The organism is Vibrio sp. YIC-376 (assembly GCF_052353105.1).
Taxonomy (GTDB): Bacteria; Pseudomonadota; Gammaproteobacteria; order Enterobacterales; family Vibrionaceae; genus Vibrio.
The window spans coordinates 321,241-336,397 of the sequence record NZ_JBBWFK010000002.1; the positions used below are offsets into that span (position 1 = coordinate 321,241).

Annotated in this window: 12 protein-coding genes; 7 read left to right on the top strand and 5 right to left on the bottom strand. The window is 45.6% G+C overall.

Annotated elements, in window-relative coordinates; genetic code table 11:
- Nucleotides 1-98 precede the first annotated feature (98 nt).
- A complete protein-coding gene (locus WJM94_RS05705) occupies nt 99-1,064 on the top strand; it encodes a TDT family transporter (RefSeq protein WP_444493267.1) in 966 nt (321 codons plus the stop codon).
- Nucleotides 1,065-1,113: 49 nt separating this feature from the next.
- On the opposite strand, the gene WJM94_RS05710 is transcribed toward WJM94_RS05705, so the two are convergent.
- Together WJM94_RS05710 and folE are read right to left on the bottom strand one after the other, a co-directional pair.
- Nucleotides 1,114-2,352, bottom strand: a complete 1,239-nt coding sequence (locus tag WJM94_RS05710) for an NRAMP family divalent metal transporter (RefSeq protein WP_444493268.1) — start codon at nt 2,350-2,352, stop codon at nt 1,114-1,116.
- Nucleotides 2,353-2,603: 251 nt separating this feature from the next.
- Nucleotides 2,604-3,257 carry a GTP cyclohydrolase I FolE gene (gene folE, locus WJM94_RS05715; protein WP_444493269.1) on the bottom strand — a complete coding sequence of 218 codons (654 nt, stop codon included), beginning with the start codon at nt 3,255-3,257 and terminating at the stop codon, nt 2,604-2,606.
- A 345-nt stretch (nt 3,258-3,602) separates the two neighbouring features.
- On the opposite strand from folE, the gene moeA reads away from it, so the two are divergent.
- From moeA to WJM94_RS05735, 4 genes are all read left to right on the top strand, one after another.
- Entirely contained in the window at nt 3,603-4,838 is a 1,236-nt protein-coding gene (moeA, locus tag WJM94_RS05720; protein ID WP_444493270.1) for a molybdopterin molybdotransferase MoeA, read from the top strand.
- Between the two features lie 9 nt (nt 4,839-4,847).
- Nucleotides 4,848-5,597, top strand: coding sequence for a molybdopterin-synthase adenylyltransferase MoeB (moeB, locus tag WJM94_RS05725; protein ID WP_444493271.1), 750 nt, complete (start codon nt 4,848-4,850; stop codon nt 5,595-5,597).
- Between the two features lie 133 nt (nt 5,598-5,730).
- The gene (locus WJM94_RS05730; RefSeq protein WP_444493272.1) at nt 5,731-6,027 is read left to right on the top strand and encodes a hypothetical protein; all 297 of its coding nucleotides are present in this window, start codon (nt 5,731-5,733) and stop codon (nt 6,025-6,027) included.
- Between the two features lie 24 nt (nt 6,028-6,051).
- The gene (locus WJM94_RS05735; RefSeq protein WP_444493273.1) at nt 6,052-6,882 is read left to right on the top strand and encodes a sulfurtransferase; all 831 of its coding nucleotides are present in this window, start codon (nt 6,052-6,054) and stop codon (nt 6,880-6,882) included.
- Between the two features lie 120 nt (nt 6,883-7,002).
- On the opposite strand, the gene WJM94_RS05740 is transcribed toward WJM94_RS05735, so the two are convergent.
- From WJM94_RS05740 to WJM94_RS05750, 3 genes are all read right to left on the bottom strand, one after another.
- A complete protein-coding gene (locus tag WJM94_RS05740) occupies nt 7,003-8,898 on the bottom strand; it encodes a TRAP transporter permease (protein WP_444493274.1) in 1,896 nt (631 codons plus the stop codon).
- Between the two features lie 36 nt (nt 8,899-8,934).
- Entirely contained in the window at nt 8,935-9,864 is a 930-nt protein-coding gene (locus tag WJM94_RS05745) for a TAXI family TRAP transporter solute-binding subunit (RefSeq protein WP_444493275.1), read from the bottom strand.
- 717 nt (nt 9,865-10,581) lie between these two features.
- The gene (locus WJM94_RS05750; RefSeq protein WP_444493276.1) at nt 10,582-11,583 is read right to left on the bottom strand and encodes a sugar-binding transcriptional regulator; all 1,002 of its coding nucleotides are present in this window, start codon (nt 11,581-11,583) and stop codon (nt 10,582-10,584) included.
- Between the two features lie 466 nt (nt 11,584-12,049).
- Between WJM94_RS05750 and tal the strand changes: the two genes are divergently transcribed.
- Both tal and tkt read left to right on the top strand, forming a co-directional pair.
- Nucleotides 12,050-13,000, top strand: a complete 951-nt coding sequence (tal, locus tag WJM94_RS05755) for a transaldolase (protein WP_444493277.1) — start codon at nt 12,050-12,052, stop codon at nt 12,998-13,000.
- Between the two features lie 82 nt (nt 13,001-13,082).
- A complete protein-coding gene (gene tkt / locus WJM94_RS05760; RefSeq protein WP_444493278.1) occupies nt 13,083-15,089 on the top strand; it encodes a transketolase in 2,007 nt (668 codons plus the stop codon).
- Nucleotides 15,090-15,157: the final 68 nt, after the last annotated feature.

Genomic DNA, 15,157 nt, shown 5'->3' on the forward strand with positions numbered 1-15,157 from the left:
CTGAGAAAGAAATATGAAAATATTAAGCAAACTCTTGTTTCTCAGGGATTCAGGTTGGTATTAACGTTTCATTCGCGCAAAATCATTTCGGAGTAGATTTGAACTGGAGAAGACTTGTACAGTTTTATAGTGTCCCACCCTCTCAGGCTGCGTTAGCTCTGGGTATGATTGGTTTGGGCCAGGCTTGGGCACTGTACGTTCCAAATATTGGTGAACCGATTCGACCATTTCTCTCGTCACTTGGTGCATTACTGCTTGCTCCGGTTCTGATAAAGTATGCAACCAGCCCACGTTTGTTCATGGCGGACATTCGCCATCCACTTAGCGGCAGCTTAATGGCTCCGATGAGCATGGCTCTGCTTATCCTGACGGATTACCTTGCATCTGTCGCCCCGCTTGTTGCTTATCCACTTTGGTTTCTGGCTCTGATGCTTCATTTTTCAATGATGGTGCTGTTTTTTGGCTTCCAGCTGACTAACTTCAAGATGTCGAATATTGTTCCGAGTTGGTTCCTGTATCCTGTGGGAATAATAAGTAGCTCATTAGCAGGGTCTCAGTTCGGGCATAACTTGTTTTCAGAAACCGTAGCCCTTTTGTGTATCGGCATTTATTTCTTTATGCTGCCCCTTGTTTTATACCGTTTAGTCTTCTTTGGTTCTCTGCCTCGTAGGGCCAGACCTACGCTTGCTATTATGGCAGCGCCCGTTAACTTGTCTTTGGCAGCCTATTTGGTAAATTTCCCTGAGCCAGATCCAATCCTTACCGGGGCTTTAGCTGGCATCGCTATTACGATGACGTTGCTCATCTACCTCTGTTATTTCCGCCTGCTACGATTGAAGTTTCAGCCGTCGATTGCGGCGGTCACATTTCCATCAGTGATCAGTGCTATCGCAATGCATCGATTGACCTCATTTTTCGCAGAATCTCACCCGCAATGGAATTGGCTACACGACTTTGGCTTCTTAGAACTGAGTATCGCCACGGTATTGGTGGTTTGGGTATCAACAGGATATGTGAAAATGTACTGGCCAGAAATTGTCAGACCCCGCTCTAATCAAACATAAAAAAACGGCCTCAATTGAGGCCGTTTTTTATTGATTCAACTAAATGACATCACCCAGAAAACTTCGCCATGAAGTTGCCGATATTAGTCAAACTTGCTCCTGCCATCACGACTACAATCGCGACACCAGTAAATGTTAAGTACATTGGATGTTGATAATCACCCACGATGTCTTTTCTCTTTGTCGCAACAAGCACTGTGCCCAATACGATAGGAAGAATGATGCTGTTAACCAGACCAGCAAGCATCAATAGGAGAATAGGCATGTTCATCGTAACAGTGCCCAAAGAAGTTACGATGATAAATCCTACACACCACGCTTTTTCGTTGCGTGCCACGACTGGAAACAGAGTCTTAATCAGCGATATTGCCATGTAAGAGTTACCCACTACAGAGGTAATAGAAGCAACAAACAAGACCAGACCGAAAATGAAGTAACCCAACTCTCCTGCACCTTGACGGAAAGCATCTGCTGCTGGGTTAGAAGTATCCAGAGTCGCACCCGTTGCAATTACACCAAACACAGCTAAAAAGAGCAGTGTACGAATGACCACAGCAATTGAGATCCCAGCCCATGCCGTTGTCTTGATTGACGGGACGTTCTCTTTGCCTTTCAAGCCTATATCGACCAAGCGCTGCGCACCCGTATAGTAGCCACCGACTGCACCACCAACAATGGTCAAAGTCGGCAACAGCAGGCTACCTATATCAGAAGGCATCACTGCAGCCGCTAAGGTTTCACCCATTGGAGGTAGACTCGTCATTGCCACATATGCAATTAATATGATCATGAACAAGCCAAGGTAACGCGCCATTTGATCCATGCGCTTGGACGCGTTGTGAACGACAAACAACAAACAGCCGATCACACCAGTAAATAGAGCACCCCAAGTCGTATCCACACCGGTCAGAACATTGATACCCAATGCAGCACCGCTCACATTACCAAAGTTAAACGCGACTGCGCCTAACGCAAGCAAAATGCCAACACCATAACCCATACCCGGAGCAACTTTGTTAGCGATATCTTGAATACGCATACCGGAAACACCGACTATACGCCAGAGATTCATCACAATACCAAAGGTAATAAAGATTGAGGCAAGTACTGGAAACGCCATATCTACTTTGTAGATGTTGGTAAAAACGGCAGTTTGTGTGAGAAACCCAGGGCCTACGGATGTGGTCGCCATCAAAAACGCTACGCTTAACATAGCTTTCTTTTGCCAGCTGGCTTCTGTGGCCGAAGCGGATATAGGATTAGTACTGATGGTGCTTTGTGTCGTCATGCCAAATCTCAATTTTTGTTGTGTTTCTATTATTAGAAAAACAGAAACACAACTGACCGAGATCAGCTGAGCGTGGAGAAATACTTCTTTTAAAACAAATGATTACAACCTATAACCATTCATTGGTCGCATATACTAAGAGTATCTTTTATGACTGTCAACACAGAGTTGCATAAATATTTTTGTGGTAGTTTTTCTTTCACGCATACAAAAAAGGACGGCTTTAGCCATCCTTCATGTTTCAATTCAATTTATCGTAAACCGTGTAGAAACTCGGCACGAGTCGCAGGGTTTGTTTTGAAGATACCACCCAACGCTGTTGTCGTCGTTTCACTGGTTGCATCCATTACCCCACGCGATTTCACGCAATAGTGTACAGCATCGATAGTTACCGCAACATCGTCTGATTCCAGCAAAGTTTGCAGAGCAACTAGAATCTGTTGTGTCATGCGTTCCTGAACCTGAGGACGCTGAGCAAAGAAGCGAACAATACGGTTAATCTTCGACAATCCGATGATTTTTCCACGTGGAATATACGCAACTGCAGCTTTGCCATCGATCGTGACAAGGTGGTGCTCACAAGTACTGGTCACGGTGATATCTTTCACACGTACCATTTCACTCACGTTCATCTTGTTTTCGATAACAGTGATTTTAGGGAAGTTAGAATAATCAAGACCAGAGAAAATTTCGTCCACATACATTTTTGCAATTCGGTGCGGCGTTTCTTCAAGGCTATCATCTGTAAGGTCAAGCTGAAGGAGGCCTAAGATCTCACGCATGTGATACTCGATCTTTTCCTTTTTCTCTTCACGGCTCACGTTATTAGGACGCATTGGCGTTTCTAATCCGCGTTTATCTAGCGCTTCTTTTACTAACTTTGCTGACTCGCTAAGACCTGACATTACACTTCCTCTTTTATAACTACCGCGAACGGAGTGACATACATTTACCGTTGTTCATCCGTTAGCGTTTCAGTAACCCAGTTCAATGTTTATATCGCCAAAGCACATAACAAGAATACACTGAGCTGTTTTCTCTTTACCCGTTGGAGATTTTACCCCTTTTGGATGGGTGACAAGGATACTAGGATTTTTGAATAATTACACCCATATTTTATAGGTGGATATTCTGATGCCCAAATGACCTCTAGATATCAGATTCAAAAAAAGTCTCGAGGTTATTTGGGGATATCAATAAAGCTTTTATGATAAAGTTGCCACAAAACATAAGAACATAGGATTATCTCAATGGGCTGCTGTGATGCACCTGGCTTGATGCCAATTGAAGAAGCGATGGATAAAATGCTATCGCAAATCAAACCGATCCAAACCACATCGTCTCTGCCACTTGCTGAAGCTTTGGGTTACGTAGTTGCTGAAGATATTTTGTCACCAATCCATGTACCACCTTTCGATAACTCAGCCATGGACGGTTACGCGATCCGCATTAAAGATTTAGAGTCATCCTCTGTTTTGCCATTGGCAGGTAAGTCATTTGCTGGTCAACCGTTTGAAGGTGAATGGGACCAAGGCACCTGTGTTCGAATTATGACTGGCGCGAAGATCCCAGACGGATGTGATGCAGTCATTATGCAAGAGAACACGGAAGTCACAGAAGCTGGCATTAAATTTAATCAGACAGATGTAGAACCGCAAAACAACATTCGTCCGACTGGCGATGACATCAAACAGGGTGACATTGTACTGGCAAAAGGCGCGCGCCTGACACCTCGTGATATTCCTATGATCGCGTCTTTAGGTGTCAGCCAGGTGACGGTTGTACGCAAACCAAAAGTTGCATTTTTCTCTACCGGCGATGAACTGAAACCATTAGGTGAAACGTTGGAAGCTGGTCAAATTTACGACAGTAACCGTTACGGTATCAAACCATTGATAGAAAACTTTGGTTGTGAACCCGTTGATCTAGGTATCGTCCCAGATTGCCCGGAAACACTCAAGGCAACATTCGAGCAAGCGCAAACACTGGCAGATGTGGTTGTCACCTCCGGTGGCGTGAGCGTGGGTGAAGCAGACTATACCAAAGACATTCTTGAAGAACTTGGCGAAATCGGCTTCTGGAAACTTGCGATTAAGCCAGGCAAACCTTTCGCCTTTGGTAAGCTTTCTAACGCATGGTTCTGTGGTCTGCCGGGTAACCCGGTTTCTGCGATGATGACGATGTATGTGCTGGTTCAGCCAATGCTGGCGAAATTATCTGGTCATACAGAATGGCAAGAGCCAGTTTCCATTCCTGCTACCACAAAGACAGCTTTCAAGAAAGTGCCGGGACGCGCGGACTACCAACGCGGCATCTATTCTTTAGAAGATGGTAAGTTCGTGGTCGAGACAACTGGCAACCAAAGTTCCGGTGCATTCCGTTCGATGAGTTTAGCGAACTGTTTCGTGGTACTAGAGCGCGAACGCGGCCGCGTTGAGATCGGCGAGACCGTGAACATCCAGCTGTTCAATTCAACACTTTATTAGGGACGTTCTGTGGATATTCTGTCCGATCAAGAAATGCTGCGCTACAACCGCCAGATCATCCTTCGTCAGTTCGACTTTGATGGTCAGGAGGCACTCAAGCAAAGTTCGGTTCTTATTCTCGGCGCTGGCGGTTTGGGCTGTGCTTCCAGCCAGTACCTTGCTACTGCAGGCATTGGTAAGATCACATTGATTGATGATGACATCGTCGAGCTTTCAAACCTTCAACGTCAGGTATTGCACCACGATGCGGATATCGGTCGTAAAAAGGTCGAATCGGCCGCAGATGCATTACGCGAGCTGAATCCTCATATTGAAGTAGAGACGATTGCGCAGCGCCTTGATGACGCCGAGCTAAAAGCCCTTATCGAGCAACATACCCTTGTCGTAGATGGCTCGGACAACGTAGAGACCCGGAACCAGCTTAACCGTCTGTGCTTTGAGACAAAAACGCCTCTGGTATCTGGTGCGGCAATTCGCATGGAAGGTCAAGTCAGTGTCTTCGCCTATGATGATCCAGAACAGCCCTGTTACCAATGCTTGAGTGCCTTATTTGGTAGTGAGGCACTGAGTTGTGTGGAAGCTGGTGTTATGGCTCCGGTGGTCGGTATTATCGGCGCAGTGCAAGCGATGGAAGCCATCAAAGTGATTGCAAACTATGGTCAGCCGAAGAAAGGGAAAATCCTTATTCTTGATGCACTCACCATGTCATGGCGTGAAATGAATTTGATGAAAATGCCAACCTGTCCGGTTTGCAGTTAGTACCGAAGCTCAACATCATGTTGGGCTTTTTTACATCAGATGATTATCTGTAAATCCGATCCTTCTTTGAACATACAATTCTTTTATTGTAAAACTGTAGGACTATTCAGGCCTGAACGTACGGAACTCAACTTTGGACAATCCCAAAACTTACATTTTGGTTTTAATCAGTTTGGTCGCTTTACTGATTCTTATATGGCTAAACACCTCCAACACTGAGAAAACCGTAACTGCAACAGTAATCAGTAACACGTTGACTCAGTCTTTGGATGGTCAACGACGCTACCTCACCGTTGATTCACCTACGATAGGCCAACAACGGGTTTCTGTTTCAACTACGGTGTCGTGCCCTGTCGGCTCAACCGTGATATTAAGCCAAACCACCGGAACAACGATTGAACATTCACTCTCATTTGTTAGCTGCGAATAGAGCATAGATAACAAGGAATTAACGATGCACACATTGATTGACGCAAAAGAATTAAGTGCCCTATTAAACCAACCAACTGTGAAAATTTTGGATGCCAGCATTAATTTCCAAATCCCGTCTGAAGGTAAGAAAATCACCGACAGATGGATTCCCGGCACACTACGTTTTGACTACGACAAGGAATTTTGTCTGCCTGATTCTTCTCTTCCTCATATGATGCCAACGGAAGAAGGGTTTAATGCCAGTGCACAAAAGCTCGGACTTCATCAAGATGACCTGATTATTGTCTACGACAACTCGGGAACGCTCGCCTCTCCAAGAGCATGGTGGATGTTTAAAGCCATGGGACATGACAATGTACGAGTTCTCAACGGTGGGCTACCAGCGTGGATTGCAGAAGGCTTGCCTGTGGTCGACTCACTCAGCACGCCGAAACAACAAGGCACTTTTGTCGGTTCTTTATTTGCGGAAGCCTTCTTAGATGCACAAGCGGTACTCGCACATTCAAATAATCAAAGCGCTAATATCATTGATGCGCGCTCTAGAGCTCGTTTTTTAGGCGAAGTACCAGAGCCACGTGCAGGCCTGCGCAGCGGACATATACCAAACTCGATTTGTCTGCCTTTTCAAGATCTCATGATGGATGGCCACATAAAACCTACTTCAGAGTTGGCGAAAATATTTGCTGAACTCACCCTACATAGCGATAAAGCATGTATATTCAGCTGTGGATCCGGGGTTACCGCTTGTATTCTGTTGTTAGCTGCACATCAAGTGGGTCTGAGAAATGTGTCCGTTTATGACGGTTCTTGGACAGAATGGGGAGCCTGCCACCATTTACCAATTGAAGTTTAGGAACCGAAACCTTGTTATAGAAACTTCAGCAAACTAAGCTTTAGCAGAAAAAAACCGCATTCTAACTGAATGCGGTTTTTTGTTTTCCTGTTAAGGAAGTCAGTTATCACTACTTGTTCATTATGACGCTTGGGAAGCTGGTTTCTCTGGCTGGCGATAGTTAAGCAGACAAATAGCCACAATCACTACTAATGCAACCAATCGTAAAATGTCTGACATAAACAGTACTCCCAAAGCCATAGCAAGCAAAACAGCGCGCTGCCAATGTTGTAACGGTGAGAAAAGTCGTCCTTCAATACCACCGGCAAATGCGACAAACAGGCTGATGGTTGATATCACGCCGATAACAAAGTGCACCGGCTCACCATCTATCCAGATCAACCCGGAAAACGCCATCATCGCAGGGATGAGGAAAAAGCCCTGAGCGAGTTTAAATGCCTGAACCGCTGAGCGCATAGGTGATGCATTCGCAATCCCCGCTCCCGCAAACGCTGCCAGTGCAATCGGTGGCGTCACGTTTGACGTCTGAGACAACCAGAACACGATCATATGCGCCGTTAAGATCCCAAGACCAAAGTCCATCAACGCTGGTACTGCCATGATTGAAAGAACAATATAAGCCGCAGTCACCGGTAATCCCATACCAAGAACCACTGCTGCGACAGCAATCAATGCAAGTACTGACCACAAGTGACCACCCGACATCGCAATGAGGAACTGAGTAAACTGAAGACCAATACCCGTCTGACCGACGACGCCGACGACAATACCGGCTGTCGCACAAGCAACTGAGATTGGTATAGCAAGGAGTGCACCTTCTCTCAGACCTTCTATGAACAATTTCAAAGAAATACGGCTATGTTTACGCGTCATTGCAGCAACGAGAATCGCCGCACATCCGATAATTCCGACCAGCACCGGAGAGTAACTCATCATCAGGAGTGCCGTAATCAAAATAAGCGGTACTAAATAGTGCCAGCCATCTTTCAATACTTTTGAGATTTGCTCGGTCACAGTCATACCCTGTAAGCCAAGCTTACAAGCCATCAAATGAACATATAGCAATGTACAGGCAAAATACAAAATCGCTGGTGCAATCGAGACCAATAAAATATCGCTATATGGAATACCGGTAAATTGCGCCATCACAAATGCCCCAGCGCCCATTACCGGCGGCATGATCTGACCACCCGTTGATGCAGCCGCTTCTATACCCGCAGCCTGCTCAGGCTTGTAGCCGAGCTTTTTCATCATTGGTATCGTCAGAGCACCAGTAGTCACTGTGTTAGCAATCGCTGAACCTGAAATGGAACCTAGCGCTGCAGAGGCGATAACACTCGCCTTCGCAGGACCACCTCGATACTTACCAGCCAAAGCAAAGGCCATATCTATAAAGAACTGACCAGCACCTGTCACCTGCAAGAAGGCACCGAACAAAACGAAAATAAAGACTACACCAGCAGCAATCGCTAGTGGCGCACCGTATACACCATTGGTTGAATAAATGTGGAAGCGAACAATCTCTTCTATTGAGAAGCCTTTACTTGCAATGTTATCCGGCAGGACATCGCCAAACATGGCGTAAACCAAAAATGCTGCCGCAATCACTACCATCACCAGCCCGACGGTTCGTCTAGTGGCTTCAAGCAGCATCACAATCAGTACCACGCCTGCGATTTGTTCAACAGAACCTAAACCATCCAGTAAGAAACTGATATCGTCATAGTCAAACAAAGCGATGATCGTCGAAGCCCAGCATGTTAAGGCCACCAGAACAAAGTCAATGACTCTGCCTGTCAGATATAAAGGAAAGGAGCTTCTGGATTTAAAGGTCGGATAGACCAAAAAAGCTATCGCTAACACCCAACTGACGTGAATCGGTCTGAATACTGGTGCAGAAAGGGTGGCGACAATGCCCTGCCAAACTTGAAAGACAGATAAAGCGATAGCCGCAACGGCGGCTATCGAAAGTATCACGTCTGTAATTTTCTGGTTACTCGGATGAATCTGACTCATCACTTACTCCATGTAACATTACTTCTTTTATACGAGTTACTTTGCTTGTTCCTGAAGATATTTTGCCGAACCTGGATGCAGAGGAACGCCTTCCAGCTTAGCCATATTCTCGAGGGTTGTGTACTTAGTGACATCCAATACCTGACGAATTTCTTTGATGTGATCAAACGTGGTCTTGGTCAGCTGGTAAGCCATATCTTCACTCATATTTTTGTTCACAACCAAAACGTTCCATACTGCAGGCACCTGGAATGCAGGGACTTTGTTGTACGAATCGGCTGGCACATCAAGTTCCAGATATGAAGGATAAGCTTCTGAAATTTTCTTTAGCTCTTCATCACTGAAACTCAACACGCGAATGTCGCGAGTCAGAGCCAGTTCAGTTATTGCACCTACGCCCACACTACCTACGATCACGCCAGCATCAATTTGGTTATTCGCGATAGCACTTGTCGTCGCTGTGTAATTAAGAGACTGCGCTTTGATATCGTCTTCGGTAACACCCAAAGTGTTAAGAATGTTGATTGCACTCACCCGTGTACCCGAACCCGGCGCACCAAGAGAAATGCGTTTGCCTTTTAAATCGGTGACGGATTTGATATCAGAGTCTGCAGGAACGATAAACTGCACTGCATTTGGATAAAGAGCAAACAGTACCGCTACGTCCATCTTACGAGGAAACGGGTCAGTGCCCTCGTATGCTTGTAGCACAACGTTGCCCTGAGCAATACCAGCGAGCTGCTTATTAGTCGAAACTTTAATCGTATTTTCAACAGAGGCAGCAGTCACTTCTGCACGCATATTGAAGTCAGGTAAATTCTCACTCCAAATTTTGGCTAACATGCCACCTAGCGGGTAATAAGTACCACTCTGACTACCGGTACCAATAGTGTAATTTTCTGCCATGCTTGAGGCTGAAAATACGACAGCAAGCGCCACTAGCCCATTCCTTAGTGCCTGGTACATAAATGCTCCTTGTTCTTTTTGATTGATAGTTATACCCAAATAACCTCGAGATGCTTGGTGTACCTACGAGGCGACGCTCGAAGTCCTGTATCTTGAAGTCATTTGGATATACTTCATAAAGTTATGGTGTGCTCAGGGAGAAATAGCAAACGAGAATGAGATGAAATGAGAGCTTTGTGCGCTATATTGCATGCCACTCAGAAACTGGTTGAAACTTTTCCCTGTACACTATTCAGTGAGAAATCGTGGAAGATCACGATTAAAACCAAACTGAATTCGCATCACAAATTTTAGAATTGTTTGTTCTCCCGACCATGGGGAACTGCGATTGAAAACTCATATTTATATACTTTGCTGCAATTTGCAATCATAAAAAATGTATACGTCAACAAGCAACACGTGATCTGTGAGGCTTGAGCACAAGAACTAAAGTTGGATAAGTAGCATTCTAAATCAAGATATTACATTTAATTTTATTGTTTTAATTATCATTAAAATAATCTATCAAGACAGAAGCGAACCGAAAGTCTAAGTGAATAAAAAAGCAACAAGAAGAAATAAAAAGTCATCTAATATACGAGCCACCCCTTGTGAGCCAGACGTACAATAGCTTTGTGTCAGTTTGTCAGCAGAAAATGGCTAACTCAGAAAGGAATAAGGCTGCGAGTGACTTATAGATACTCGCAACCTTGCTATATCAGTAGGACACTGTCTGGTCTAAGCATCTGCTACTGTTTTGCCATGCATTTGTTCATCAAGGTTAAGTACGGTTAACGCGTTACTTACACTCGTCGCGATGACATCAATCGCTCCGGTTCTCAATGCCCCCAGTAATGCCAACGGTTTACTATTCTCAGCAGCAATAGCGATCACTTCTGACACAGATCGAAATTCATCAATGCCAAGCCCGATAATGCGATCGCTCATAACAGTCTTGGCCGATACGCCATTAATATCGAAAAAATCATAACCTGCGAAGTCACCGACCACACCCTGCATCATTCGAGACTGCACCACTTCTTCTGCTGTAAACCAGCCAAGGTCAACCATGTAGCTGTTTTCACTCATATCCCCGATTCCGACTAATGCAACATCGGCTTTACGTGCTAAGTCCAAGGTCTGCTTTACAGTCGCGTTTTGCATGAAGGCAAGTTTCTGCTCACGGTTTTCCGCGTATGCTGGCGCGTATAAGGTTTCCGATGTTCCGCCATAGCTTTTCGCAAACTGACGACAAATATGGTCTGCGTTAAACATACCTCCGCGAGGATGGATTCCGCCAATACCACAGACAAACTTAACATCCTTTTGTGGAATAACGCCGATGTGATGTGCAACTGCAGATACATTGCGCCCCTGGCCGACTGTCACTACCGTACCATTTTGTAATGTGCTGGCCATGTACTTAGATACCAACCCAGCTACTTGTAGCCTTTGCTGCTCTTCATTCGGTTGATCGAGTGCCACCAAAGCGCGCTTAACGCCGAAACGTTCAATAAGTCGTTGCTCAATCTTAGCACTAAATACCGGATGGTATTTCACCGTAATTTCCACGATGCCTTCGTCTCTGGCCTGCTTAAGCATTCGTCCCACTTTCGCACGGGAAACGGCAAACTTTTTCGAGATCTCTTCTTGCGTCGCTCCATCTTGGTAGTAAGCAACCGAGATTTCCGTCAAAAGATCGGCGCTCTCATCAGATACATCGGTATTGGATTTACTCATATTCAACCTGACTTGTGTTTATTTGTGCCCTTTCATAACGGGCAAATACTCAACGCCCTTACAAGCGCTCACATACGTAGCATATGTCACACCCATGCTTAACATCAACATTTGCTCATCACAAAAACAAATTCTCACCGTAAAAATTGCCCAAACAAGCGCCCGTATAAGCCACACACAGTCTAGGCAAACGTTTATTCATGTAACCCATGGTTAACGGCTAAAAAATTAATTGATGAATGTCACTTTCCCCCCAGATCAACAATTGACTTTCAGCGCAGATAAGATAATTATGGTGGCATCATTTACTCAGCATTAGATCAAATGTTCACAACAAATGTTCAAACGCTGAAAAGTTAAAATTTAGTTGGTAGACCTAATATCTACTTCTATCTACTGACACGCTTGCAAATGCACTCTTCATGCTTACAGCAAAGTATGAGCCCCATGAAATAGGATGATCGGAATGAGCAACAAATTAGAGCAACTTCGTAAACTAACGACTGTAGTAGCTGACACTGGTGAAATCGACGCAATCAAAAAATACCAGCCAGAAGACGCAACAACTAACCCTTCTCTGATTCTGAAAGCCGCTCAAATTGCTGAGTACGCACCTCTAATCGATGCTTCAATTACTTACGCAAAAACACAGAGCGACGACAAAGCTCAACAAGTTCAAGATACTTGTGACATGCTTGCTGTAAACATTGGTAAAGAAATCCTAAAAACTATCCCTGGTCGCATCTCAACAGAAGTTGACGCTCGTCTTTCTTACGACATGGAAGGCAGCGTAGCGAAAGCTCGTCAGCTGGTAAAAATGTACAACGATGCGGGTATCTCTAACGATCGCATCCTAATCAAACTGGCTTCTACGTGGGAAGGTATCCGCGCTGCTGAGATCCTAGAAAAAGAAGGCATCAACTGTAACCTGACTCTTCTATTCTCATTCGCTCAGGCTCGCGCTTGTGCTGAAGCTGGCGTATTCCTGATTTCACCATTCGTTGGCCGTATCATGGACTGGTACAAAGCAAAAGAAGGTCGTGACTTCGAAGCTCAAGAAGACCCAGGTGTACTATCTGTATCTAAGATCTACAACTACTACAAAGAGTACGGCTACAAGACTGTCGTTATGGGCGCAAGCTTCCGTAACATCGGTGAGATCCTTGAACTAGCTGGCTGTGACCGCCTAACTATCGCTCCTGCTCTACTTGCAGAACTAGAAGCGGCAGAAGGTGAAGTAGTTGAGAAGCTAGTGGACTCTAATGGTGCGCAAGAGCGTCCAGCTCCAATGACTCACGCAGAGTTCCTATGGGATCACAACCAAGATCCAATGGCAGTAGAGAAACTTGCTGAAGGTATCCGCAACTTCGCGATTGACCAAGGTAAACTTGAAGAGATGATCGCAGCTAAGCTGTAATCGCACAGAATCACAAAAGGGGAACGTTTGCGTTCCCCTCTTAATTTTCCTTTCCTAGAATTAAATATATTCGGTAACTATTATGGATCGCTCCTCTTTATCAAACAAACAGCTAGCAAATGCAATCCGTGCACTAAGTATGGATGGTGTTCAACAAGCTAACTCTGGTCACCCAGGTGCACCTATGGGTATGGCTGACATCGCTGAAGTTCTTTGGCGCTCTCACCTAAACCATAACCCATCTAACCCAGAGTGGGCTGACCGCGACCGTTTCGTACTTTCAAATGGCCATGGCTCAATGTTGATTTACTCACTACTACACCTAAGTGGTTACGAGCTATCTATCGACGATCTGAAAAACTTCCGTCAGCTTCACTCTAAGACTCCAGGTCACCCAGAGTACGGTTACGCACCAGGTATCGAAACGACAACGGGTCCTCTAGGTCAAGGCATTACTAACGCAGTTGGTATGGCAATGGCTGAAAAAGCACTGGCAGCTCAGTTCAACAAAGAAGGCCACGACATCGTTGACCACTTCACTTACGTGTTCATGGGTGATGGCTGTCTGATGGAAGGTATCTCTCACGAAGCGTGTTCACTAGCAGGTACGCTAGGCCTTGGCAAACTGATCGCGTTCTGGGATGACAACGGCATCTCTATCGATGGTCACGTTGAAGGCTGGTTCTCTGACGATACGCCTAAGCGTTTTGAAGCGTACGGCTGGCACGTAATCCCAGCGGTAGATGGTCACAATTCTGAAGCAATTAATGCAGCAATTGAAGCGGCAAAAGCAGACCCTCGTCCTACGCTAATCTGTACTAAGACTATCATCGGTTTTGGTTCTCCTAACAAGTCTGGTTCTCACGACTGTCACGGTGCACCTCTAGGCGCAGAAGAAATCGCAGCAACACGTAAAGAACTAGGTTGGGAGTACGGTCCTTTTGAAATTCCGCAGGAAATCTACGCAGAATGGTCAGCGAAAGAAACAGGCGCAGCTAAGGAAGCAGCGTGGGACGAGAAATTTGCAGCTTATGAAGCAGCATACCCTGAGCTGGCAGCTGAATTTAAACGCCGCGTAAACGGTGAACTGCCTGCGGAGTGGGAAGAGAAAGCAAACCAAATTATTGCCGATCTTCAAGCTAATCCAGCAAACATCGCATCACGTAAAGCATCACAAAATGCACTAGAAGCATTTGGTCAGATGCTTCCAGAATTCATGGGCGGCTCTGCTGACCTTGCGCCTTCTAACCTGACTATGTGGTCTGGCTCTAAGTCTCTAGAAGCGACTGACTTCTCAGGTAACTACATTCACTACGGCGTGCGTGAATTCGGTATGACTGCGATCATGAACGGTATCGCGCTACACGGTGGTTTCGTTCCTTACGGTGCAACGTTCCTAATGTTCATGGAATACGCACGTAACGCAATGCGCATGGCCGCTCTGATGAAAATTCAGAACATCCAGGTTTACACGCACGATTCTATCGGCCTTGGCGAAGATGGCCCGACTCACCAACCTGTTGAGCAAATGGCTTCTCTACGTCTGACTCCGAACATGAGCACATGGCGTCCATGTGATCAGGTTGAATCGGCAGTGGCTTGGAAACTGGCTATCGAACGTAAAGATGCGCCAACTGCGCTTATTTTCTCTCGTCAGAACCTGGCACAACAAGAGCGTACTGCAGAACAAGTAGCAGACATCGCGAAAGGTGCTTACATCCTGAAAGATTGTGAAGGCAAGCCAGAGCTTATCCTTATCGCAACTGGCTCTGAAGTTGAGCTAGCGGTTGAAGCAGCAGCGCAGCTAACTGCAGAAGGTAAGAAAGTACGTGTTGTTTCAATGCCATCAACGGATGCATTCGACAAGCAAGACGCGGCTTACCGTGAAGCAGTACTACCATCAGACGTCACTGCACGTATCGCTATCGAAGCAGGCATTGCAGACTTCTGGTACAAGTACGTTGGCTTCGGCGGCAAGATCATCGGTATGACTTCCTTTGGTGAGTCAGCACCAGCAGGCGAACTGTTCAAGATGTTCGGTTTTACTACTGAAAACGTAGTAAACACAGCGAAAGAACTGCTTGCTTAATCAACGATTAGCTTTCAATTAATTGCTTAAAAAACAAAGCCCCGCTAATACTGCGGGGCTTTTATCAT

Excerpts from the sequence above, each read along its gene's own strand:
- WJM94_RS05750 (WP_444493276.1), bottom strand. The coding sequence starts at position 11,583 with ATGAGTAAATCCAATACCGATGTATCTGATGAGAGCGCCGATCTTTTG.
- folE (WP_444493269.1), bottom strand. The coding sequence starts at position 3,257 with ATGTCAGGTCTTAGCGAGTCAGCAAAGTTAGTAAAAGAAGCGCTAGAT.
- WJM94_RS05710 (WP_444493268.1), bottom strand. The coding sequence starts at position 2,352 with ATGACGACACAAAGCACCATCAGTACTAATCCTATATCCGCTTCGGCC.
- moeA (WP_444493270.1), top strand. The coding sequence starts at position 3,603 with ATGGGCTGCTGTGATGCACCTGGCTTGATGCCAATTGAAGAAGCGATG.
- tkt (WP_444493278.1), top strand. The coding sequence starts at position 13,083 with ATGGATCGCTCCTCTTTATCAAACAAACAGCTAGCAAATGCAATCCGT.
- WJM94_RS05740 (WP_444493274.1), bottom strand. The coding sequence starts at position 8,898 with ATGAGTCAGATTCATCCGAGTAACCAGAAAATTACAGACGTGATACTT.
- WJM94_RS05735 (WP_444493273.1), top strand. The coding sequence starts at position 6,052 with ATGCACACATTGATTGACGCAAAAGAATTAAGTGCCCTATTAAACCAA.
- WJM94_RS05745 (WP_444493275.1), bottom strand. The coding sequence starts at position 9,864 with ATGTACCAGGCACTAAGGAATGGGCTAGTGGCGCTTGCTGTCGTATTT.
- tal (WP_444493277.1), top strand. The coding sequence starts at position 12,050 with ATGAGCAACAAATTAGAGCAACTTCGTAAACTAACGACTGTAGTAGCT.